This window comes from Candidatus Xiphinematobacter sp. (assembly GCA_016766635.1).
In the GTDB taxonomy this organism is placed as follows: Bacteria; Verrucomicrobiota; Verrucomicrobiia; order Chthoniobacterales; family Xiphinematobacteraceae; genus Xiphinematobacter.
The window spans coordinates 286,754-309,464 of record CP068473.1; the positions used below are offsets into that span (position 1 = coordinate 286,754).

Genomic DNA, 22,711 nt, shown 5'->3' on the forward strand with positions numbered 1-22,711 from the left:
AGGAATACCTTACTTGGCTATAAAGAATGGGTAAGATGCGACAGCCATTGATTAAGGTAAAGGCAGAGGCGCATTTTCGTTGGAAACGAGAGCAAAGTGTCCTCTCTTCCCAGAAAGACGAAGTTGCCTCCCAAGGCGGGGCCATTGACGATACACGCGTCTGTTGCGCTCTCTGTAATCTGTTGATACCCTATGGAAATGGCTTCTTTAGAAAGCCCCTTCAGTTCATATTTCCACCCCACAATATAACTGTGAGGGAACAAGCCTCGGAGTTTCCGGACGATTTTCGGAGTTGGCTCTAGAGTTAGGTGTATACTTCCAGAACGACTGCCTAGTTTCTTCGGTATAACTTCGACGCCATGGCTGTTTTCCACGCGCACTACTCGGAAATCGCAAAGAGCAGCCGCGTGAAAGACACCCACTATGCTGGGGAGTTCCGATAACCGGTTAAGACATTTCTCCAGGTCCATATTAGTCGAGAATGGAAAAATATTGGCATGAGCGGGGCGCGGATAGGTGGCACCCGTTCCCCGTAGACAGAATACTTCCCATCCTTTCTCAGTTAGGTGGTTACATAAAAGTGTTCCTAGTTCTCCAGTTGAAAAATTAGTGATGCGTCTCACTGCATCGATGGGTTCAAAAGCAGGGCCACAGGTGACGATGATCTGTCCCTGAGAAAACTTTCTCATACTAGAAGAGATAAAAAAGAGAGATGAAAGGGAACTAAATACGCAAAGACTTGAGTTATGCCTCTTACAGAGAGATGTCGGAGGATGGGCGGCTTGTCGAATAGCTTTTTTTGGAAAAAAATTCCGTTCGATGAATCTTGTACAGGCGTACCGCTTGCTAAGTCTAGGCTGGAACTTGTCCCTTTACAGTAGCTATCAGTAGCTATCCAAAGCTATCTTTCTGTCGGATAGATGCGAGATACGACAATTCGGGGATAAAAGACCCCTCGGGGAAGCCGCGTACACGTACAAGTAAAGGGTAAGGGGTCAGCGCGCGCCTGGCAGGATTCGAACCTGCGGCCAATGGATTAGAAATCCACTGCTCTATCCCCTGAGCTACAGGCGCTGCGGTTGGCAGACTAGCTAAACCTCAACCTATAGGCAAAAGAAGAATTGCTTAACCATAAGGAATGTGCCACCCCAACGGTAGTTGGGGTGAATTGCTCTTTCTCCAATTCACGGTGCCTCCCCCTTCCCTTCTAGGAAGACCAGCTAATGTAGCAGAGGCCAAATTGTGCTGTAGCCCTCATTAGTCAAGGAGGGAATCATAACGCTATGAGCAGGCTATACTTACTGCATGAACGTACTAGGCTGTCTCCAAGATTGGATCATCCTAACTTTACAAAGAGCGTCCTTTCCTTTGCTGACACATAAAGAAAGAATGTTTTTCTCGTAAAACAATATGGGCAATACAGGCTAAGGCCATCTCTCATTCATTCCAGAAAAACAGGTCGGTATGATGTACCGAAGGGCGAGCATATCATACGTTCTCCCGTCTATTTTTGTTGTATGTCTGTAGCAGAGTATCCCTAGGTTTATGGAAACTAGTCCATTGGTAATCGCTGGAAAGCAGTTTCGGTCCAGGCTGTTGTTAGGAACAGGGAAGTTTTCCTCCTATGCTGTGATGCAGCAAGCCATGGAGGCAAGTAGAGTAGAAATTGTGAAGCGTTCCGGCGTGCCGACCTCTCCGGAAGGAGAGACCCCTTTGCTGCTATTCTTAGCTACATAGACCCCTAAACGTTACCTTGTACTTGCTAATACAAGTGGAGCCATGAATGCAAAAGAAGAAGCGATTCGCTTGGCTCGTCTTTCCACTTCCGCTGGGTTGCCAAAGTGGATTAAATTGGAGATCCATCCTGAACCTCACTACTTACTCCCGGATCCCATAGAGACGTTTTTAGCTGCGGAAAGTCTCACTCAGGAGGGGTTCGTCGTCTTGCCTTACAGAAATGCCGATCCAGTTTTAGCCAAGCGCTTGGAGGAAATCGGTGTCGCTGCAGTGATGCTACTAGGGTCACCCATCGGAAGCAATCGGGGCTTGGAGAGCCGAGAGCAAATCAGGGTTATCGTTTCACAGGCTACCGTTCCGGTAATAATTGATGCTGGTATTGGCACTCCGAGTCATGCTGCTGAAGCTATCGAAATGGGAGCAGACGCTGTTTTAGTTAATACTGCTATCGCAGTGGCGGGGGATCCTGTGCGGATGGCCCACGCCTTCCAGCTTACTGTAGAAGCTGCCAGGGGAGCATTTGAGGCAGGCTTACCAAAGACAGAGGAGGATGCGGTAGCAAGTAGTCCGCTTGAAGGGTTTTGTCATCAGAGCTCTACAGGGGGAAGACCCAGACCTTTCCAACAGCTAGCAGAGAGACTGTTGCGTTGGAAGTGTTGGAAGTAGAAGCGGGGGGTAGACACGTGAAAATCCGGAGCCAAAATGCCACGGATATTCCAGAGACTGCCACCTTATAATGGGCAAGTACTGCTCTCCTGCGCAGAGCAATCCGGTATGTAGAGCAGAAACCTAATAAACCGGCATAAAAAAGCTTTCCTTACCTCTGTAGGAATAAAGGGGGAGCTGTGCACAAATAAATCTATTTGATTGTTGCTCAACTATCCCAAAGAAGGGGGGACTTGCTTGCGGGTAAAATAACCCACTCCCAGTAGGTGTCTTAAGTGGTATTCTTGGTCAGAATCCCTTGCTGCAGTGTGTTTTTCAAATAAAGAGGTTTTTCCAGTCTTGATGAATCGGAATCGATCTTATGGAGGGTCATGCGCCCACATTTTTTCGGAGATTCTCGTCGACTGTCCGATCTTTTCTGGTAAAACCTCTAGCTGGCTTTCTCTGTTAACCGAATATTAGCTCCATGCAGGGCTCTAGTTTCAATCCCTATGCTGGGAGATACTCTTCCAGTGTTCCGCACTGTTGAATCCCCTCTCCTTTCTTTCCGGGAAAGAAGAGATCGGGGTGGAAAGCCTATGGTCGATTGTAGAATCGGGCCTCGTAAGGTAGGACATGCCATGATGCAACTAACATGCCATGACGCAACGATAGAGAGGGTCCCGAACTGCACCGTTGCTTGTCAATGTCGAGCAATCAAGAAAATAACTACAATCCCTCCTGGCTGGGCTATACTTTTCTTCTAGCACTATTTATAACTCGGAAGAGAACCCTTCTCAGGCTACTTCGCTGCGAGCATCAGGCAAATAGGACAGGCCAGTGTGAGAAAGAAGGACCCCCAACCGCTCCAGTGGTTCGTCTGTTCCAAGAGGCTAGGTCAGATTTAAACTCATCAGGATGCACTCCACCTCCAACATACTTATCCTCGATTTCGGTTCCCAATACACCCAGATCATTGCACGCCGTATCCGAGAATGCCATGTCTACTCGGAAATAGTTCCTTATCATGCCAGCCTAGCCCGGGTTCAAGCGGCCGCTCCCTCAGGAATTATCCTCTCCGGAGGGCCTTCCAGCGCTTGCTCACCAGAGGCGCCCACCTTCGACAAGAAAATTTATGAACTAGGGGTTCCTATCCTCGGCATTTGCTATGGTATTCAAATAATAGCCAGAGATTTTGGCGGAATTGTGGAAAGGTCTTCTCGCCGTGAATATGGTCCTGGAGTTCTCCATGTTGACCGTCACTGCCCTTTGTTTCGTGGACTACCTGACAAGGTCAATGTCTGGAGTAGCCATCGAGACAGAATCGTTTCCCTCCCGGAGGGATTTTCTGCTGTCGGGAGAACTGAGCATTCCCCTTATGCCGCGATAGCCTTCCAAGGGAAGCATATCTATGGTCTACAATTCCACCCAGAAGTCACCCATACTCCCTGCGGAAAGGACATTCTACAAAATTTCCTGACTATGGTTTGTAAGTGTACCCCAAGCTGGACGTCGGAGGCATTTATTGCGCGAATCTGTAAAGAGCTAAGAGAAAAGATAGGCGAAGGGCAAGTGATGCTTGGGTTGAGCGGTGGGGTAGATTCTTACGTTGCAGCTGCTCTATTGCAACTTGCTGTTGGAAAGCAGCTTACCTGCGTTTTTGTAGATAACGGCCTTTTGCGTGCTGGAGAATCCCAGACAGTAAACAAACTTTTCACCTGCAATTTTCATGGCATTCGGCTCAAAATGGTGGACGCCTCGGGGAGTTTCTTCTCTAGACTCAGGGGAATAATCGACCCTGAGAGAAAACGGAAAGTTATCGGCAACGAGTTTGTACGGATATTTCAGTTAACTGCTCAACAGCTTCAAGCTTCACTAAGGTGCCCCTTTCACTATCTCGCTCAGGGAACCCTCTATCCAGACGTTATCGAGAGTACTTCACTAGCTAATAACTCTCTTCCAATCAAGAGTCATCATAACGTAGCGGGTCTTCCATCTCAGATGGAGTTCGAACTAATAGAGCCGTTGCGTCACCTCTTCAAGGATGAGGTGCGAGAGGTTGGCCTGAAGCTAGGGCTACCTCAGGAACTCATCTATCGCCAGCCCTTTCCTGGGCCTGGGCTTGCAGTTCGCATCCTAGGGAAAATAACCCGTAGACGTCTGCACATTTTGCGTGGTGCCGACGCTATTGTCACCGAGGAAATGCAAGCCTCTGGCTGGTATTGCAAAGTGTGGCAGTCGTTTGCTATCTTGCTACCTGTACGCTCAGTAGGAGTAATGGGGGATGAACGTACTTATGAAAATACTGTCGCTATACGTATAGTAGAAAGTCGTGATGGGATGACAGCTAATTGGGTTCCAGTTCCCCATAGTTTGCTCGCAAAGATTTCCTCCCGGATTACTAATGAAATCAGCGGTGTTAACCGAGTTTGTTACGATATTTCCAGTAAGCCGCCTGCTACTATTGAATGGGAGTGAAACGCGCTCTCTATCCAGGAAGTTTTGATCCCGTCACCAATGGTCACTTGGACGTCATTCACAGGGCAACAGAGCTGTTTGAAGAGATTATTGTGGCTGTCGCGGTGAATGATTCCAAGAGCCCTCTGTTTTCTGCTCAGGAAAGAGCGGACTTGGTTTGCCAATCTTTGCACAAGGGAACCCCTTCGGTACGTGTTCGTGTCCTAATACTGGAGGGGCTCCTTGCTGAGTTTGCTTGGAAGAACCGGATTCAGGTAGTAATCCGAGGCCTAAGGGCGGTTTCGGATTTTGAATTTGAGTTCCAAATGGCTCTTATGAATCGTTCTCTCTATCCAAAACTAGAGACCATCTTCCTAACCCCTCAGGAGAAGTATACTTACCTGAGTTCTCGGCTAGTCAAAGAGGTTGCTCTACTGGGGGGAGATGTTTCCAGATTTGTCTCGTCTGCCGTGGCGGCACGGCTAAAAAGAGTCTACTCTCAGCGTAGATGAAAGTCTATCCTGTCAGTTCCTTTTCCTCTTTAACCCCAAGTGAGGAGACACTTGGGAGACTTGGGAAGAGTCTCTCCTAAGCTGGACTGTTGCCCAGTGGATTGCGAGTGGAGCCTTTTGAAAAATTTTTCCGGGTGGCAAGGCCGGTCTGACTCAGGTTTGCACTCACAAGTAAGTATAATAGTCGCATGTCTCCGTGCCCTACTGTACAGTACAGATCGATGATTTCTGACAATCCCTCTGTTCAGCTAAGAATTAGCCGCCAGGAGAAAGCATAGGCTTGACCCACTTTATACGAAAGGATACCCTGCTTGCTTTTCTGAGTCGCTAGATGTAAGCCCGTGCTTCACCGCTTCAGCCCCTATATCCTGCTGAAGCTCTTGTGGTGTCCGTAGAGGAAATGAGTGATCGACCGTCGCTGCTGGCCTGGCGGTTTTTTAAAAACCTAACGCTAAAGACAGTTAATTTTTTTTATGGGAGTGCCAAAGAGAAAAACTTCCAAGATGCGTTTGCGCACGCGCAAAGCGTCGCACCACTGGAGGGCTGCCAAGGTTGTTTCCTGCCCACGATGTGGAGCGAGGGTCCTGCCCCATACTGCTTGCACTTCCTGTGGCTACTATAAGGGTAGGCTAGTTCTGTGTGCTGGGAAATCTTTGGCTTAGATCTTAGATGTGTGCGATCAGAATTTGGCACACATTCCTGGGAAACCGCTTGGCTTCCGAACATTTGAGAGCTGCCTTTAAAAACAATTTTGCTGCTCTCTCTTGATTCTATGAGGATTGCTCTGGATGCGATGGGCGGCGATTATGCCCCAACCAACATTGTCTCTGGTGCTATTTTAGCCTTGCGTGAGTATCATAGAATTTCCAAGCTTTTTCTGGTTGGTGATAGAGACCAGATTATTAGACATCTGGGGGAAAAAAACTGCAGAGACCAGAGAGTAGAGGTTGTCCATACTACTCAGGTAGTAGAGATGTCGGACTCAGCAACGGAATCTGTCCGCCGTAAGAAGAATTCTTCTGTTTCCATGGCAGTTGATCTCGTCAAAAATGGGAGTGCCGATGCACTTGTTAGTGCAGGTCATACGGGAGCTACTGTTGCTGCTACAACCATCAAATTGCGGACTCTTGAGGGTGTCGAACGTCCTGGAATTGCTTCCTATCTACCTACGGAGCATAATGTTTGTGTTCTGATTGATGCTGGTGCTAACATCGAGGCGCGTCCGGAGTACATGCTGCAATATGCTATCATGGGCATTGTTCTTTCTAAGCACGTTTTAGGATTTTCCAATCCAGCAGTTGGCTTGATGTCCATTGGTGAGGAAGATGCGAAGGGAAGTGACTTAATCAAGGAAAGTTTTAAACTCCTGAAATCTGCGAAGTTGAATTTCCGGGGTAATGTGGAGGGACACGATCTTTTCGAACGTCCAGTCGAAGTGGTGCTCTGCGACGGTTTTACTGGTAACGTAGTCCTTAAGACCTGCGAAGCCACAGCTGCAGCAGTTTTTCGCTGGCTCAAACGTGAATTGAGGAAAGGTGTGCTGCATCAAGTGGGAGCCTACATGGTACGTAATGCCTTTCGGACAATTTGGAATAAGACTAATTATGAAACATATGGTGGCAGTCCATTGCTCGGGGTCAACGGGGTCTGTATCATTGCCCATGGAGCTAGTAGCCCACTTGCTGTCAAGAACGCCGTGCGTGTTGCTACTGAATTCGTTGAGCAGGGTATTAACCCACGCATCATTGAGGCGATTAAGCGGTGCGGGGTATAGGCAGCCGTTTTTATTGCTCTTCAGGAAGTGAGGTTAACGTCTAGTAAGCAGTCTGGTGGGCAGTGGCGAGCCTTACCTCCAAATTCACCACCAAGCCGCACAGCCTCTATTGTAGGAACTGGAGGCTATGTACCACAACGAATCCTGACCAATACTGAGTTGGAGAAAATTGTGGATACGAGCGACGCTTGGATTACTTCCCGTACTGGTATCAAGGAGCGGCGCATTGCCGCACCGGAGGAATTTACCAGCCATATGGCTGCAAAGGCGGCTCGAGAAGCCATGGAACAGGCGAAAGTGCAAGCTAGTGAAATTGACATGATTGTTCTTGCTACCATCTCCCCAGATACTTTTTTTCCGGCAACTGCTTGCCACGTCCAGCGTCTGCTTGGAGCGAAGCATGCTGCCTGCTTTGATATTTCTGCAGCTTGCTCTGGCTTTCTTTACTCGCTGGAGATTGCGCGGCAGTTTATCTGTACCTCCACATATGACACTGTACTTGTGGTTGGTGCAGACAGGTTAAGTTCTCTAGTGGACTGGCGTGATCGTAACACTTGTGTCCTTTTCGGGGATGGAGCAGGTGCGGCCGTCCTAAAGTATAGAAGGGGATCCAGGGGAATTATTACGACATTCATGGGAAGCAATGGAGACTACGGGGACATTTTATGTATGCCTGGAGGAGGCTGTGCTCTACCTGTTACTCCTGAAAATTTTGCGAGGCATTTTAACACTATTCGGATGAACGGAAAGGAAACCTTCAAGCTGGCCATCACTTCCATGCAGTCAGCCGCTCTTTATGCTTTACAACAGGCGGGATTAGCTATTTCCGATATCAAGTGCGTCGTTCCGCACCAAGCCAATATTCGCATCATTGAAGTGCTTGCAGATCGACTTAAGGTTCCTATGGAAAAAGTGTACGTAAATTTGGATCGATTTGGAAATACCTCAGCTGCTGCTGTGGCAATAGCCCTAGACGAAGCTAATCGCAACGGACGTTTTAAAGCTGGTGATTACATTTTGATGGTGACTTTTGGTGGAGGGTTGACTTGGGCAAGCTCGATAATCCAGTGGTGAGGTTAATGGGTCTTTCGTTCAGCTTCTTTGCTACCTTGCATAGAAGGTATACGTGCCCCGTTCTCTTTGTTGTTCTCTATGTTGATTGACACACATGCTCATTTAGATGAGTTAGAGTATACTCTGGATCTAGAAACAGTAATTACTCGTGCAGCTGATGCAGGTGTTCATCGCGTACTGAGTATTGGAACTGGGCTTCGAAGCAGCCTACAAGTGGTGTCTCTCGCGGAGAGATTTCCTTCCCTATATGCAGTTGTTGGGGTTCATCCAACTAACATTGAGAAAGAGGGGGGGGATTTTTTCGAACAGCTTCAGGAAGTCGCTTTGCATCCCAAGGTTGTTGCTATTGGTGAAACTGGGCTGGATTTTCACTGTCTTCCTAGTAAGAGTGGAGCACCCCTTCGTGGCCGGTCTTCAAAGGAAGTAGACAGTGCTGCCGTAGACAGGGCATATAAATCTCTCCAAGTCCGGGTGTTCTTACAGCATTTAGATCTAGCCGCACAACTTGGTCTCAACGTAGTCATTCACCAAAGAGATGCATGGGAGGACACATGGCGTCTCCTTGCTCGCTATTCTGGGCGGCTGCAGGGAGTCTTCCATTGCTTTGGAGGAACGATCGAACAGGCTAGGGAGATTATTACAGGAGGTCACCTTGTCTCTTTTACTGGGATGGTGACATTTAATAATGCCGAAACTGTACGTAACACGGCCGCTCAAGTACCCCCTGACGCTTATATGGTGGAGACAGATTGTCCCTACCTTTCGCCTGTACCATTTAGAGGCAAAAGATGCGAACCCGCTTATGTCCGGATAGTGGCAGAAGCCATTTCTCGGGTGCGCAGGGAGGGCCTTGACGCTGTTGCTCGGCAGACTACCGCTACGGCTAAAGCATTTTTTCGGCTGAAGTAGTGATAAAAAACAGAGTCCTTCTTGCCAACTGGCCTGACAACTTAAGATGGAGGAGGGCTTCCATCCACGAGTTTAATTAGTACATGTCCTCCTGTGCCACGCTGGTTTGCACTCGGCTAGCAAGGAGCTGTGCATGTACAACTATCTCGCTTACGTCGGCGTTGAAACGATAGCTATGGCAATTAGGGCACGTTGCTGCTTCAAGCATTAGGATTGAATCACAACCCTCGCAAATCTTGTACCGCTCTGGATGTCCGATGATCTTTGCAGCACGCTCCGCTCGCTCCTCCATATGGGTATTTCCTGGGTTAGAAGACTTACACATCGGGCCAGTCTTCACCAAAATAGCCTGGACCACAACTCTAGAGGTAAAGAGGGCCCCAGGGGTGGAGAAACTTCAGGCAGGCAAAGCTGTTTTTCTGAACTGCATGCCAGCGAGTGGCCGCAAAAGTCCACCCCCGCGCAATTGATTTTTCTTTGGAGAGTCTTTGGAGAGAGCTGGCGATATTCTGTTTCCAGTTCTTTTAATAGTTTTAGGGTTACACGCAGTGGAGGTCGTTGCAATAGCCATCTCTCTAGAGAACATATGAGTTTTCCCTTCAAGTATAAAGATGAGAGGGGTTTGGATATCTCCAGAAAGTATCCCTTCGTTCCAATCAATGGCCAAGTTTTGGGATTTGGGGAGGTCCACCTATGGGGATGGCTCTTTTCCGGAAGAAAAGACACTTGTGCTATGGTCCAACGTATCGCTGGTGTCTACTCAGGAAGTACGCCCAGAAAGGTGCGCTTGAGATATTTGCCTGGTGGAAAACCGCACTTTGGGAGGAAGGGACCTCATTTCAGTCTTTCCCATACAGATGGCAGGGTTCTTGCAGCGTTTTCCCGATTTTCTATAGGACTAGACATAGAAAAGGAAAGCCGCTCTGTCTCTGCAAACAAGATTGCCCGCCGATGCTTTCATTCTTCCGAATGTCTCGCTTTAGCGTCCTGCCCTCAAGAGAATCTTCAGAAGATTTTTCTTCGCATGTGGGTTCAAAAGGAAGCCGCTGTTAAGTTAGCTGGTGAGGGGATAGCTCTTGGGCTAAAAAAGATCAAGATAAAGACAAATACGCCTTCCTGGCGGGTATATCGACAGGACAGGAGGCTTCATATAAAGGAAATCAACCCCTGGCCAGGGATTGTAGGTGCTCTGGCATCGGAGTGCCAGTTTATAGTGACAGTTTTCCGAGAAAACTAATAACGGTCCCCGCATGTTCTGAGGTCTTCATGTTGCTTGTCTCGAAAGTGCGCGGTTTGGCTGCATACTCCGGAGGCAATAAAAGCTACCTCTTTAATTGCTCTGCCGGCACGCGTAGAATTGCGCTTGGTCCCTTTGGGCAAGGGTAGGCTTCTGTGGTACGTTGCGTCGTACTGTTCCATGCTCCATGCTCTCACTTTCCCTAGCAGGGGTAGGAAATATACTAGCAATTCCGGGAACCCAGAACATTAGAACATTTTGAGACCGACCGACTTCATGAATGCCCATATCCCCTCAGCAACTTACCGTCTGCAGTTCCACGGTGCATTTACCTTCGCAGATGCCACTGAAATTCTGGGCTATCTCCATAGCCTGGGTATTACAGACATCTATGCCTCCCCCTACTTTCAAGCTGGGGTGAAAAGCACACACGGGTATGATATCGTCAATCATAATACCCTGAACCCAGCGCTTGGTAGCACCTCTGACTATGAGTATTTTATCTCGGAGTTACGTCAGCATCAAATGGGGCAACTACTCGATTTTGTACCTAACCACATGGGTATAAATGAGTCCTTAAATCGGTGGTGGATGGATGTGCTAGAGAACGGCCCTGCCTCGGTCTATGCAAACTACTTTGACATTGACTGGCACCCGGATAAAGCAGCCCTTTCCGAGAAAGTTGTGCTTCCTATCCTAAATGACCGCTATGGAAAAACTCTGGATAGTGGCGATCTCACACTGGAACGGGAAGGGGGCAATTTCTTTATTCGTTACCGGTATTCTGCTACCAAGCTTCCGGTATGTCCAAGCACCTATCCCATGATCCTTCGGAGGAGCCTTAGCTACCTCCAGGGCCGGAATGTCACTCAGCTTAGTAAGGTCATCGATCGCTTAAGGAGTGCCTCTCCTCCAAGCGTTACAGCCAGAGCACAATTAGAAGCCCTCATCCAGAGCGATGCAGAGATACGCCATGCTGTGGACCTTGCAGTAGCTGAATTTCTAGGTGACCCTAATGCCCCGGAAACATTCGATGCTCTTCATCAACTCTTGGAGGGCCAGGCCTATCGGCTGAGCTACTGGCGCATGGCGGCGGAAGAAATCAACTATCGCCGATTTTTTGACATTAATAGCTTAGCTGCACTCCGTGTAGAAATTCCCCAAGTATTTCAAGCTTCTCACCAACTGCTTTTTAGACTTCTTGCTCACGGTGACGTGACCGGATTACGCATCGATCACGTGGACGGTCTGTGGGATCCGAAGGGGTACTTGTGCCGCCTTCAAGAAGGCTATGCCAGCCTCCTCCAATCTTCCTCACCACTTTACATAGTTGTGGAAAAAATACTTAATATGTCCCACGAGAAGCTTCCCTCTGATTGGCCAGTTTTTGGAACCACAGGTTATGACTTTGCCAATCAGGTAGTGCATCTGCTTATCGATGCAACTGCTGCAGTGCATCTTACCGAAACCTATTGGCGCTTTATTGGCAATTCCACTTCCTTCTCTAATCTTCTCTATGAGAAAAGGCGCTTGGTCATAGAGACCTCTTTCCAGAGTGAAATACTCTCTTTGGGAAAACTTCTTGATGGACTTTCTGAGCTTTATAGAAATTACCGGGATTGTACCCGTAGTCTGTTGACGAATGCCGTCAGAGAAGTTATTGCCTGCTTTCCAGTCTACCGTACTTACATAACGGCAACCCATCCTCCGTCAGAATTTGAAGAGCGCTCCATTCTACGCGCTATAGAAATAGCGAGTAGAAAGAATCCCACTATTGACAAACCTGCATTTGACTTTTTACGCAGGCTTCTCCTTGTGGACCCGCCAAAGAAACTCTCTCCTAAGGAGCGCGATGCTCACTTTCACTTCATAATGAAGTTTCAGCAATGTACCGGACCGGTGGCAGCGAAAGGGTTAGAAGATACGGCTCTATATCTTTACAACCGGCTGATTGCGGTCAATGAAGTAGGAGGCAGTCCAGACATATTGGGTCTGAGTCCTTCTGAGTTTCACCAGCTCAACCGCGAGCGTACCCCCCATGCGCTGCTTGCTACTTCCACACATGACACCAAACGCAGTGAGGATGTGCGAATGAGAATCGCCGCAATTTCTGAAGTGCCAGGCCAGTGGCGCAGGGCCGTTCTTAGGTGGAGGCAGATTAATAAGAAATTTCGAATCCAGGTCGGAGATGAAATGGCCCCTTCTCCTAATGAGGAATACTTCCTCTATCAAACCTTGCTAGGGATGTGGCCACTAGACCTCTCCTCCGAAGATTGGGAGAATTTTGTTGACAGAGTTCAAAAATATCTTGTGAAGGCCCTGAAGGAGGGAAAAGTTAATAGCAGCTGGACTCAGCCCAATGAAGAGTGGGAGCGAGCGGTGGCGCAGTTTGTCGAGAAAATCTTGGATGCTCAGTCGGGGGCTACTTTCCGGAGGGCATTCATTCCTCTCGCTGAAGAAATTGCTCGCCTTGGTGCTTGGAACTCACTCACCGAAACAGTACTGAAATGCACGGTGCCCGGGATTCCAGACTTTTACCAAGGCACCGAAATTTGGGATTTTAGCCTTGTCGACCCTGATAATCGTCGTCCGGTGGACTACGCTTTGCGTCAACGGCTCCTAAATTCACTGTCGGAGATTTCCCCAAGGGAACTGCTCTCTGAATGGAAAAGTGGACGTATCAAACTCTTCATTATCCAGAGGCTACTACAATTTCGCCGCAGTTATACTAGTTTCTTTCGCATGGCAGACTACCAACCCTTGCTCTCACAAGGGTCGCGGAAAGATCATGTTATTTCCTTCCTGCGTCAGCATGATAGCATGACCCTCTTAGTTATCGTTCCCCGCTTGACGGCCAAGCTATGGCTAGTACCCTGTGACAGTCGTATATGGTCTGGGACAAAGATAGTCTCGGAATCGTTTATTGGCTCCTGGAGAAATATTTTGACGGAGGAGCTGTATCGCTGCAACCAGCAGGAAATGCGCATCTCAGATGTTTTGACGCATCTGCCTGTTGCGGTTCTCTACCGTAGAGATTCCTGCTCCTGACTCACACGAGAAAAGAGTACCACCAGCCCCTTTTCCAGGAAGGCGATTCTTCCTTCTGAAGGGATATACTCTATGCCACCTTTACCTCCAAAACGTTTTTCCTCCGTAGAAAAAACGAGTGACCACTTTCTTCCATCAGAGTCGAAGTTTCCTGTATGCCCTCCCATAAGATCAAAGACCACTAAGCAGTCAGCTCTCTCTCCTCCATAACAGATTGCCCCAGCTCCCCAAGGCAGGCGATGGATGCTCCAGTTTTCTCTTGTAGTAGGGATGGGGAGGACACGGCGGCGCAGACGAAGGCACGCGGCATAAAGAGAGCGTACTTCTGCGTGTTTGTCTTCTTGAGATTCGCACCATTGCAGCTTTGATCTTAGGAAGGATTCTTCCATCTGAGGGTCAGGAATTTTTTGCCCACACATATCTAAGAACTTCTGGAACCCAAAAAACTCCCTCTTCCGCCCCTCTGTAACTTTCCTTCCCATTTCTGTGTCGTGGTCGGTAAAATAGAGAAATGGAGTAGATGCAGCCCACTCCTGCCCCATAAACAAGAGAGGAGTATAAGGGGAGAGGCAGAGCAGAGCGGAAAGAGCACGATACGCTGGGGGAGAGATTTGCTGAGATAAGCGCTCCCCTAGCGCCCGGTTCCCGACCTGATCATGGTTGGAGATGCAGTGTACAAATTGACTTGGAGGTAAGTGGCGGCATGGTGTTCCTCGAGAGGAGCCGGTGCGCCGTGAAATTTGCCCCTGATACAGCCATCCATTTTCCAGGACAGAAAGGACTTCCGTGAGCGAGCCGTCAAAATCGGCAAAATAGGAGGATTGTTCAGCCGTCTGAGTTATTCGTAACGTGTGATGGAAATCGTCTGCCCAAACCCCATCAAACCCCATACCTCCTTCTGAACGGTTGCCGAGTAAGGACTCGAGATTGCGTTCGTCCTCCGCTATCATGTAGCCGTTGTTTCTGTGGACCGCCTCTGACATTTCGCTGAGGATGTGAGTCCGGGAACTGTCCCGTATCTCGTGTGTAGCATCCAATCGAAACCCATCAACGTGAAATTCTTCCATCCAGTAGAGAAGATTGCGTAAAAAAAACTCGCGGACAGGACCAGACATTTCTGAGTCAAAATTTATAGAGTCCCCCCAGGGGGTGTGATGTTGTGGGTTGAAGTAGTATGGGGTGAAGCGAGAAAAATAGTTTCCGGATGGCCCGAGGTGACTGTAGACCACGTCTAGAATTACGGCGAGGCCATGTAGGTGTGCGCAGTTAACTAATGCGCGAAAATCGTCGGGCGTCCCATAGCACCTTGCGGGAGCGTAGGGAAGGACACCATCGTATCCCCAGTTTCTTCTTCCAGGAAAGTCGGCAACCGGCATGATCTCTACAGCCGTAATTCCCAGTTCTTTCAATAGGGAAAAACGCTCACATGCACCCAGAAACGTTCCCTCCAGAGTGAAGGTGCCAACGTGTAGCTCGTAAATTATGAGGTCCCTAAAAGGGGGGCGGCGCCAGCCACTATCTGACCAAGAAAATTTCTTGGGATCTACTACTAGGGAAGGACCGTGTACATCTATCTGTTGAGCACGAGAGGCTGGATCCGGGTAATACCCAGTCCTCCCTTCTAGATCTAGACAATAGAAGTAGGCGTCCCCTGCTTGCCCTCCTTGATCTAATCCTGTATGGAACCCCTTACTATTCCGCTGAAGTGGAAGGATGCGCGTCCCCTCCCCGCATAAGGTATGAATTTTTACCCGGACCAACTGTATGTCTGGTGCCCATACACAATAGACGACCTGTCCGTTTGGAAGTATTGTTGCCCCAGGTGGGGATGGGAAATACTGCAGCAGACCCCCCACTAACATGATACTGGCACTTTTATAAGGTTCAAAGGTCTAAATCAGTCGCTCAGTCGCATTGCGCTTCACGAGAGCAACAACATTACATGGGTTGACTGGGACTCGAACCCAGAACCAACGCCTTAAAAGGGCGCTGCTCTACCGTTGAGCTATCAACCCAATCCTTTTTGAGATCCGGAACTCTTCGCTTTTACTTCAAGGCTTTCTTGCCAAAAAAACCAGCGTTGTTTGAAACTCCTCCTATTGTGCCCACACCAGCATGCATCACGGATTTGAACAATCCTCCTGAAGCCGGTCCCTTTCTGTCTTTTAAAAACCTGAGAAACGGACACATTTCCAAGTGGCACTCTAACACCTTGGCAAGGGCCTTATTGGTATCAGCAATTTAGAAAAAGGGAATATCGTATTTACCGTGCACCGTTTTTTGTGCAAAAAAACCCCACCCAGACAATCTTGGGATTTTGCGCCTTAAAATCTTCAAATTCTCACCTTAAGGCAGTTAAGGTCTGTGCAGTGTAATCTAGAGGCATTCTCTTCCTAGATAAGTAAGAACGCTACAGGTACAGGCCTTTCTTGGTAAATCCCGCCCAGTCTATCCGTTTTTTCTGTTCTGATTAATGGCTGTGCCTGCTGGGGCAATGGCACCAGTAAGTGGAAAAATCTGCTCTGGAGCAACAGGAATAATGGAACGGGAAGACACCAAGGAGACCTCAATTAAGAAAAGTACAGATGCTCGTCCTATGTATGCCAGAGGGAATAAATCTTTAATGCCACCTTGACTTGTACGTACCTTTTTCCCAGAAGTGTCTTTCTATAAAAATAAGTAATTCTCCAACAAAAGGTACAAGCATCCTGGCAAATGTCCCTAACTGTCCCGGGGGGACAGCCTGTCGCTCTAAGCATGTCGGGGCGCACCATTTCCGGCTGCCACGCGACACTACAGCAGTACCACATACCGCGAGACTCAAAAATCCCACTTTCCTCTTCAAAAGGCGTGGATTCTAGTTTCAGGAACGGCTTACCACCACTTATTCTTAGACCTGGTTCGACTTGTTCCTCCTCTCCCTCTTCTATGCACGAATTTCCAGCCTCTCCCATGCAAGAAGCCATCTATGCCGCTTCCACAGCAGACACCCCCCATGGAACAGCCATAACTGGCAACATACAGATTTCTTTCAATTTTGGAGAACCTGTTGATATTCAACTGCTCCAGAAATCTTGGAAATGGGTGACACGACGGCACGGCCTGCTCCGCTCCAGTTTCAGTAAGAAAACTGGCGACATACTCTCTTTCCACGAGCATGAAGACTGTGAGACTACCTGGCGTTCCCTTGACTGGTGCAATCTTTCCGGCGAGCAAATAAGCACCCAATGGAACCGACTACAGGCTGAAGATGCAACGGAACCCTTCACCCTCCTACAACCGCCCCTATTACGCTTCTGCTCTATTAAACTCCCCAGAGGAATGCACCACTTTCTTTGGACCTGTCACTCAATCTTGCTGGATAGGGAATCCATCTTTTTGGTGTTACGTGATTGGCTGGTTTCCTATGAGGAGCTCTCTTACGGACGTCAACCTTCTTTACAAGAGCCTCCCTCCTATGCAGCTGCTATCGGTGCTGTTGAAAGCATAGACCCTGCAGCTGCTCGTCGGCACTGGAAGTGTCTCTTGCAACGGGTTGATCCTCTGCCATTGATAGCCACTTCCCCCCTTCAGGCGGATTGTACCCCTGTGAGCCCACCGTTAAAACACGAGGACTTCCTCTTGGAAAGGGAAACTACTAAGCGACTTATTCATTTAACTAATCTGGCAAACACTTCCTTACCTGTTCTCCTTGCGGCGGCCTGGGGTTTAGTTCTTGGACGTATCAGCATAAATGGAGAGGCAATGTTTGGTATCTATCGCTCTTGCCGCCATCTTTCGGGCCCACAGGCTGCAGAATCGGTCGGTCTATTTGAAAGCTTCCTGCCCTTTCCTATTCAAATTCCAGAGGACTTAACTTGTGAAATGTGGTTACGCTCCCTGCAGGAGGTTGAAGTTAACACTGAGCCGTTCCTTATAAGCAATATCCAAGAAGTATGGAACCACCTTGGTCGTTCCGACCCCTTTCCTCAACTTAGCAGCACCCTAAATTTCCTACCGGAAAGTATTAATAGTCGCATTCATGCTTGCCTACCCCAGTGGATGCGTTTTGACGCTCGCATACACCAATACTCTCGGTTTCCTATACAGGTTCTGGCTTGCGGAGAGGAACGCCTCTCTATTGGTATTGAATACCTTCCAAGTAAGATTTCTCCACGGATCGTGCACCAGCTATGTAGACGTCTCTTCAGAGCACTACACCACCTTACAGAGCCGAATACACCAATTTCCGAGATTAAGCTGAATCTCCCCAGTGAAGAGGAGGAATCAGTTCGTCTAGGGATGGGAGTATCTCGCTCAGTGCAGCCAACCTCACTCGATTTATTTACAGCCCTACAGAGAATCGCCCAACTGTACGGCTCCTGCACATTTGTGGAAAGGGGAAATGATTCTTTAAGTTTTTCTCTAATGGAAATCTATTCCAGTCAATTTTCCACGTTTTTAAGAAGTCGTTCTATAGGCACTGGAACAGTCCTCGCACTGATGATGCCCTCTTCCCCATGGACGTTGGTTGCCCTACTCGGGGCACTAAGGGCTGGTTGTACTTGCTTGCCACTAGATCCAGAAGCATTGCCTGATGAACTCGGGGAGTATCTCTCCAGGCATCAAGTGTCTACTGTGATAGCCGACAGGGGCAAGGAGGTTTTTCCTGGAAAAGGAAAGATCCAACAAACTCTGCTTGTACTGGAGGAGTCTCTGTGGAGAAGAATCCTCTCCCTTCCAAGGCAAGCGTTCATTACTGCTCTTTCCCCTGCTAGTCCCATGGTTTCTGTCCTACACTCCAACAGGGATCGCAGGGTAATTTCTTATGCAGAGCTACAAACTGTCGTTCAAAATGCCATCTGCGCCTACAATGTACAGCCAAACGACCGGATTCTTTGCCACCACCTCCAGGGTAGTGCAGCTGCAATAGAAGAATGTTTCGTCGCCCTCCTTACTGGAGCTACACTGATTTTCCCAGAAAAAAATATTAAAAGCACACGCACCGCCTTTCAGGAAACTCTTGAGTCTGTGGGGATCACACATCTACGCCTTACAGCTGCTTTCTGGAGTCAATGGATACACTATCTTAGTGAGTTACACCATTCTGCCCCTCGTACTTTACATCGGATAGTAATCGAGGCAGGTCATGTCTCGCCTTCGATCATCTCCAAATGGGAAGAACAGAACACTGGACAAGTCGAATGCGTTGTATTCTACAGCCCCTCAGAATTCTTGGGGGGCGGTGTCGTGACTGAAATCCTTGGCACGCCACAGCTCTGCAAGAGAGGACTAGTCTGCGGCCGCCCACAGCCGGGTGTTGCAGTATTTCTCGTGGATAGCCATCAGCGGCAGCTACCTCCTTACTCTCCCGGAGTGCTTGCATATTGTCTATATAAAAACATTCAGAGTGGGATGTGTGAGGACGGGAAGGCCGTAGCTGCGACCATGGGCGGTCGCACCTGGCAGCTTTCTATAACAGACGAATGGGCACAATGGAACTCGGAGGGACAACTGGTACTGATTAGTCAACCCTACAGTCAGCCCCCGGGTGTTTTGGATTGGATAACCTTGCGCAGGATAGAAGGTGCACTTACTTCTCATCCGGACATTATGGATAGCGTAGTCCGCAGCTTTACTCCGATTGGGGAGCAGTCATCCTGTTTGGGAGCATGGATTGTTTTGCGCGACAGTCACGTGACATCGTTACCAACTACGCTAGATCCCCATTTAAAAGAGCACCTTCCAAGAGAACTGATACCCACGCACTTTGCACTTGTTACCCGATTCCATTTGGATCCTTTCGATCAGATAAATTCACTATTTCTAGCATCTCCAAAATTTCAGCCTATACTCGCTTCAACCGTTCCTCCCCAAGGAGAAGTAGAGGCTGGTGGTTACCTCCATCCCAATCCTGCCACAGGATCCCTACGACAGTCACCTATCGTAACACTACAAACAGGAACCAGTGGAAGTATAGCACTCTACTTCATTCACGCCGGCCGTGGTCTCGCCGAAGACTACCTCCCCATAGCTCAATCCTTGTCCAACAAATATGCCATACACTGTTTTATGGTTTCTCCTAGCAAACTATCAGCTTCCTTGGCTACCGTAGAGGAGATCACCTGCAGTTCGGCACTCGTTCTTCGAAAGCATCTCTCGGGTGATTTTGTTCTTGTCGGTATTGGTGTTGGGGCAGTGTTTGCTTGGGAGCTAGCTCATCAATTAGATCAGGAGGACGAAAAAAGCTTGTCCCTTATCCTTTTTGACATCCCTCCTATTGGTCGTAAACCTGCAAGGTGGCTACGAGGTCTAAGAAAAGCGTTCCTTAGGGAGAAAACAGGTCCAAAGGACCTGGTAGAAATAATTGCCGAATATCAACCCCCAGCGCTCCAGAGAGGACCTTATTTTTTTGCTAGAGGGAAACCTGACCCCCAGTGGTGTCAGCGCTCCCCAATGGGAATATGGAGCCAACTCTATCTCGAGGGAAGATCCCCACTGGACAAGCCAGCCGAGGTGGCTAGCCTCCTCACTGGGGTTCTTTCTGCACTCTAAAGCTGTTCCTTAGTGTCCAAGGTAGGCCTTTCGAACCTGAGCATTCTTGCGTAATTCCGCACTCCTTCCACTGAGAGCCAATTTGCCAGATTCCAGCACACAGGCAAGATGGCTGACTTGCAGTGCAAGATTCGCGTTCTGCTCGACAAGAAGAATCGTCGTGCCCCGACGTTCATTAAGTTCAATTAGCCGCTGAAAAATAGTTTCTACAAGGATCGGGGCAATGCCTAATGAGGGCTCATCAAGCATTAACATCCTTGCTCCACTCATAATCGCTCTGCCAATGGCTAGCATTTGCTGTTCCCCACCGGAGAGGGTTCCTGCCTGTTGATCGAGGCGCTCTGCGATATGGGGGAAGATTGAAAAGACGTAATCTTGATCTGCAGGCAATGTACAGTGGTTTTTTCTTCGGTAGGCTCCCACTTTTAAATTTTCTCGGACAGAAAGATTTGAAAATATCATCCTCCCCTCTGGTACATGGGAAAGCCCCCTATCTACTATTAAGTAAGGGGGCAAACTTGAAATGTCCTCCCCATCAAATTGAACACTCCCGGCTGTCAGTCGATTCAATCCAGATATGGTGCGTAGCACAGTAGATTTTCCCGCGCCATTTGCGCCAATTAGCGTGACAATTTTCCCTTCTGGGACTTCAAAAGAGACTCCGTGAAGGGCCTGTACTGAACCATAAAACACACTAAGATTTTCCGCTATAAGCATCATGCTGCCGTTTTTACTATCTCCTACTTGCCAGGTGGCAAGGGACGCCCAAGGTATGCTTCAATTACCGTGGGATTAGATTGAATGTCTTCGGGAGTCCCCTCGGCTAGCAATTTACCTTGTTCCATCACTAGGATTCTCCGACAAATCCCCATGACAAGAGGCATGTCATGCTCTACTAGAAGAACGGCAATTCCAAAACGTTCCTGAACAAAACGGATAAGCTGCATGAGCTCCTCCTTTTCAACTGTATTCATCCCTGCAGCAGGTTCATCCAGCAAGAGGAGCTTTGGCTGTGTAGCCATAGCACGTACAATTTCTAATCTCCTCTGTGACCCATAGGGAAGCGTGATGGCAAGACGTTCCCCCGCTCGTTCTAGCCCAAAAATTTTCAGCAATTCTAGGGCTTTCTGCTGCACTTCAGCCTCTTCTTTTAGGAATTTAGCCCCACGGGTAATTGCGTGTAACCAGCTATGACTCAGGTGCAAATTAAACGCCACTACCACATTCTCAAGCACAGAGAGCGAACGGAATAGACGTACATTTTGAAAAGTACGCGCCATTCCCATCGCGGTTATTTTGCTAGCGCGTAGCCCAGAACAAACCTCCCCTTCAAAAAGAATTTCCCCTGAAGTAGGAGAATAAATGCCGGTCACTAGATTAAATACGCTGCTTTTCCCTGCGCCGTTGGGACCAATCAATCCTAAGAGCTCCCCTTCTTTTACCCGAAAAGATATACTCGCCACGGCATGTAACCCTCCGAAACGAAGTGCACAATTGCGAACCTCTAGAAGATGATTTCTATTCATGTTCTTCTCCTGCGAAAGGCCCCTTGCTCAAAACATTTCCCTATCCCCCCTAGCAACCCCTGCGGACGTAAGATCATAAGAAGAATAATCATAAGAGAGTAGGCTACCATTCGATAACTCCCCAGCTGTCGGAGCCATTCATTGAGCAAAGTGAGAAAGATTGCTGCAAGGGTAACACCGCCTATCTGACCCATCCCACCTAGCACTACCATAACCAGAATTTCGATTGATTTCAGGTATGTAAAACCATCCGGACTGATAAACTCGACACTGTGTGCGTAGAGCGCTCCAGCTATCCCGGAAAAAAAGGCCCCCCACACGAACGCTGTAACTTTATAAGCTGTGGTATTTACACCCATGCTTTCCGCTGCAAGTTCATCATCCCGTACGGCGTGAAAACCTTTTCCATAGGTGGAACGAACCAGAGAAAAGGAAAAATAAACGACAATTGCCGCTGTACCAATACTCCAAAAGAGATTGGTTGCTGGAACGACTGCCTCCATCCCACGTGCTCCCCCCACTGCTTCCGTATTCTGTAGAACCACTCGGATGATTTCCCCAAATCCAAGCGTCACCAAGGCCAAATAATCTCCCTGCAGGCGTAGAGAGGGGACACCAACAATCCATCCCGCCAAGCCAGCGGCCAATCCACTTGCAAACAACACGGGAAAAAACGTCACCTGTGACCAGAAAGAAGTCCCAGTGAATTGCGTGTCTGGAAACCAGGAGGGGAGACCGTAAGAGGTAATAGAAGCTGAAGTATAGGCGCCAACTGCCATAAAAGCCGCATGGCACAGAGAGAACTGACCAGTTTCTCCCATCACTAGATTTAGGCTAACAGCTAACGTGGCATAGATGGCAGCAAGTGTGAGGACCTGAACATAATAAGGGTCGAGCAATTGATCAGAAAAGTAGGACAGTGCCCAGCCAATGCCAATGGTCACAAACAACGCGAAGCGTGAGTAAAGTTTGATAAACCCTAAAATCATCCCGTTCTACGTGATAAAAAACCTACCTGAATCGCAAGCTACCGTGGCTACCCATCTAGAAGATTCCGAATTGCAGCGGGGGCCTCCCACAAGGCGCCCTAACACCTGACAAGATCAAGCAGAAGTGGAAGGTAGGAGGAACTATTAGCAACATCCTCAACGGCAGCACGGACAAGCGTGCCCCCAGGTCGGGAGTGAGAGAGTAGCAACCGGCCAAAAATTTTCAAGCGAAGACACTCCAGCGTTGCAGAAAAAGACGGGTAAATTCA

General features: G+C 48.6%; 15 protein-coding genes, 2 tRNA genes and 1 pseudogene. 10 read left to right on the top strand and 8 right to left on the bottom strand.

Annotated elements, in window-relative coordinates:
- Window positions 1-17: 17 nt before the first annotated feature.
- Window positions 18-689, bottom strand: coding sequence for a phosphopantothenoylcysteine synthase (locus tag JMM79_01265; protein ID QQY08586.1), 672 nt, complete (start codon window positions 687-689; stop codon window positions 18-20).
- A gap of 312 nt (window positions 690-1,001) precedes the next feature.
- Window positions 1,002-1,074: transfer RNA gene (locus JMM79_01270), tRNA-Arg, on the bottom strand.
- 471 nt (window positions 1,075-1,545) lie between these two features.
- On the opposite strand from JMM79_01270, the pseudogene JMM79_01275 reads away from it, so the two are divergent.
- The 7 genes and pseudogenes from JMM79_01275 (at window position 1,546) to JMM79_01305 (ending at window position 9,108) form a co-directional block, all read left to right on the top strand.
- Window positions 1,546-2,403, top strand: a pseudogene (locus JMM79_01275) (thiazole synthase).
- A gap of 897 nt (window positions 2,404-3,300) precedes the next feature.
- A complete protein-coding gene (gene guaA, locus JMM79_01280; protein ID QQY08587.1) occupies window positions 3,301-4,860 on the top strand; it encodes a glutamine-hydrolyzing GMP synthase in 1,560 nt (519 codons plus the stop codon).
- Window positions 4,857-5,351 (top strand): pantetheine-phosphate adenylyltransferase, encoded by a 495-nt coding sequence (gene coaD / locus JMM79_01285; GenBank protein QQY08588.1) that lies wholly within the window; start codon window positions 4,857-4,859, stop codon window positions 5,349-5,351. Before guaA ends, coaD begins: the two co-directional genes overlap by 4 nt.
- A 473-nt stretch (window positions 5,352-5,824) precedes the next feature.
- Window positions 5,825-6,013, top strand: coding sequence for a 50S ribosomal protein L32 (gene rpmF / locus JMM79_01290; protein ID QQY08589.1), 189 nt, complete (start codon window positions 5,825-5,827; stop codon window positions 6,011-6,013).
- Window positions 6,014-6,123: 110 nt separating this feature from the next.
- The gene (gene plsX / locus JMM79_01295) at window positions 6,124-7,125 is read left to right on the top strand and encodes a phosphate acyltransferase PlsX (GenBank protein ID QQY08590.1); all 1,002 of its coding nucleotides are present in this window, start codon (window positions 6,124-6,126) and stop codon (window positions 7,123-7,125) included.
- A gap of 27 nt (window positions 7,126-7,152) precedes the next feature.
- Window positions 7,153-8,199 carry a ketoacyl-ACP synthase III gene (locus JMM79_01300; protein QQY08591.1) on the top strand — a complete coding sequence of 349 codons (1,047 nt, stop codon included), beginning with the start codon at window positions 7,153-7,155 and terminating at the stop codon, window positions 8,197-8,199.
- A 78-nt stretch (window positions 8,200-8,277) separates the two neighbouring features.
- Window positions 8,278-9,108, top strand: coding sequence for a TatD family hydrolase (locus tag JMM79_01305; GenBank protein ID QQY08592.1), 831 nt, complete (start codon window positions 8,278-8,280; stop codon window positions 9,106-9,108).
- A gap of 76 nt (window positions 9,109-9,184) precedes the next feature.
- Here JMM79_01305 and JMM79_01310 read toward each other — a convergent pair whose 3' ends face one another.
- On the bottom strand, window positions 9,185-9,433 hold the full coding sequence (locus tag JMM79_01310) for a hypothetical protein (GenBank protein QQY08593.1): 249 nt from the start codon (window positions 9,431-9,433) through the stop codon (window positions 9,185-9,187).
- Between the two features lie 261 nt (window positions 9,434-9,694).
- Between JMM79_01310 and JMM79_01315 the strand changes: the two genes are divergently transcribed.
- Window positions 9,695-10,345, top strand: a complete 651-nt coding sequence (locus JMM79_01315; protein QQY08594.1) for a 4'-phosphopantetheinyl transferase superfamily protein — start codon at window positions 9,695-9,697, stop codon at window positions 10,343-10,345.
- 276 nt (window positions 10,346-10,621) lie between these two features.
- Window positions 10,622-13,393, top strand: coding sequence for a malto-oligosyltrehalose synthase (gene treY, locus JMM79_01320; GenBank protein QQY08595.1), 2,772 nt, complete (start codon window positions 10,622-10,624; stop codon window positions 13,391-13,393).
- Here treY and treZ read toward each other — a convergent pair.
- Together treZ and JMM79_01330 are read right to left on the bottom strand one after the other, a co-directional pair.
- The gene (gene treZ / locus JMM79_01325) at window positions 13,369-15,153 is read right to left on the bottom strand and encodes a malto-oligosyltrehalose trehalohydrolase (GenBank protein QQY08596.1); all 1,785 of its coding nucleotides are present in this window, start codon (window positions 15,151-15,153) and stop codon (window positions 13,369-13,371) included. The two genes, treY and treZ, sit on opposite strands and share 25 nt — an antisense overlap.
- Before the next feature lie 183 nt (window positions 15,154-15,336).
- Window positions 15,337-15,408, bottom strand: a tRNA-Lys gene (locus JMM79_01330).
- A gap of 913 nt (window positions 15,409-16,321) precedes the next feature.
- Here JMM79_01330 and JMM79_01335 point away from each other — a divergent pair.
- Window positions 16,322-19,927 (top strand): AMP-binding protein, encoded by a 3,606-nt coding sequence (locus JMM79_01335; protein ID QQY08597.1) that lies wholly within the window; start codon window positions 16,322-16,324, stop codon window positions 19,925-19,927.
- 9 nt (window positions 19,928-19,936) lie between these two features.
- Here the strand turns inward: JMM79_01335 and JMM79_01340 are convergent, their stop codons facing one another.
- The 3 genes from JMM79_01340 to JMM79_01350 are packed head-to-tail and all read right to left on the bottom strand — an operon-like array spanning window position 19,937 to window position 22,442.
- The gene (locus JMM79_01340) at window positions 19,937-20,644 is read right to left on the bottom strand and encodes an ABC transporter ATP-binding protein (protein QQY08738.1); all 708 of its coding nucleotides are present in this window, start codon (window positions 20,642-20,644) and stop codon (window positions 19,937-19,939) included.
- Between the two features lie 23 nt (window positions 20,645-20,667).
- Entirely contained in the window at window positions 20,668-21,453 is a 786-nt protein-coding gene (locus JMM79_01345) for an ABC transporter ATP-binding protein (GenBank protein QQY08598.1), read from the bottom strand.
- Window positions 21,450-22,442, bottom strand: a complete 993-nt coding sequence (locus tag JMM79_01350; protein ID QQY08599.1) for a branched-chain amino acid ABC transporter permease — start codon at window positions 22,440-22,442, stop codon at window positions 21,450-21,452. The genes JMM79_01345 and JMM79_01350 overlap by 4 nt, the downstream gene beginning before the upstream one ends.
- Between the last annotated feature and the right edge of the window lie 269 nt (window positions 22,443-22,711).

What these genes read in the sequence shown, in the direction of transcription:
- JMM79_01265 (QQY08586.1), bottom strand. Translation starts at nt 689, where the DNA reads ATGAGAAAGTTTTCTCAGGGACAGATCATCGTCACCTGTGGCCCTGCT.
- guaA (QQY08587.1), top strand. Translation starts at nt 3,301, where the DNA reads ATGCACTCCACCTCCAACATACTTATCCTCGATTTCGGTTCCCAATAC.
- rpmF (QQY08589.1), top strand. Translation starts at nt 5,825, where the DNA reads ATGGGAGTGCCAAAGAGAAAAACTTCCAAGATGCGTTTGCGCACGCGC.
- plsX (QQY08590.1), top strand. Translation starts at nt 6,124, where the DNA reads ATGAGGATTGCTCTGGATGCGATGGGCGGCGATTATGCCCCAACCAAC.
- JMM79_01305 (QQY08592.1), top strand. Translation starts at nt 8,278, where the DNA reads ATGTTGATTGACACACATGCTCATTTAGATGAGTTAGAGTATACTCTG.
- JMM79_01310 (QQY08593.1), bottom strand. Translation starts at nt 9,433, where the DNA reads ATGTGTAAGTCTTCTAACCCAGGAAATACCCATATGGAGGAGCGAGCG.
- JMM79_01315 (QQY08594.1), top strand. Translation starts at nt 9,695, where the DNA reads ATGAGTTTTCCCTTCAAGTATAAAGATGAGAGGGGTTTGGATATCTCC.
- treY (QQY08595.1), top strand. Translation starts at nt 10,622, where the DNA reads ATGAATGCCCATATCCCCTCAGCAACTTACCGTCTGCAGTTCCACGGT.
- JMM79_01335 (QQY08597.1), top strand. Translation starts at nt 16,322, where the DNA reads ATGCACGAATTTCCAGCCTCTCCCATGCAAGAAGCCATCTATGCCGCT.
- JMM79_01340 (QQY08738.1), bottom strand. Translation starts at nt 20,644, where the DNA reads ATGCTTATAGCGGAAAATCTTAGTGTGTTTTATGGTTCAGTACAGGCC.
- JMM79_01345 (QQY08598.1), bottom strand. Translation starts at nt 21,453, where the DNA reads ATGAATAGAAATCATCTTCTAGAGGTTCGCAATTGTGCACTTCGTTTC.
- JMM79_01350 (QQY08599.1), bottom strand. Translation starts at nt 22,442, where the DNA reads ATGATTTTAGGGTTTATCAAACTTTACTCACGCTTCGCGTTGTTTGTG.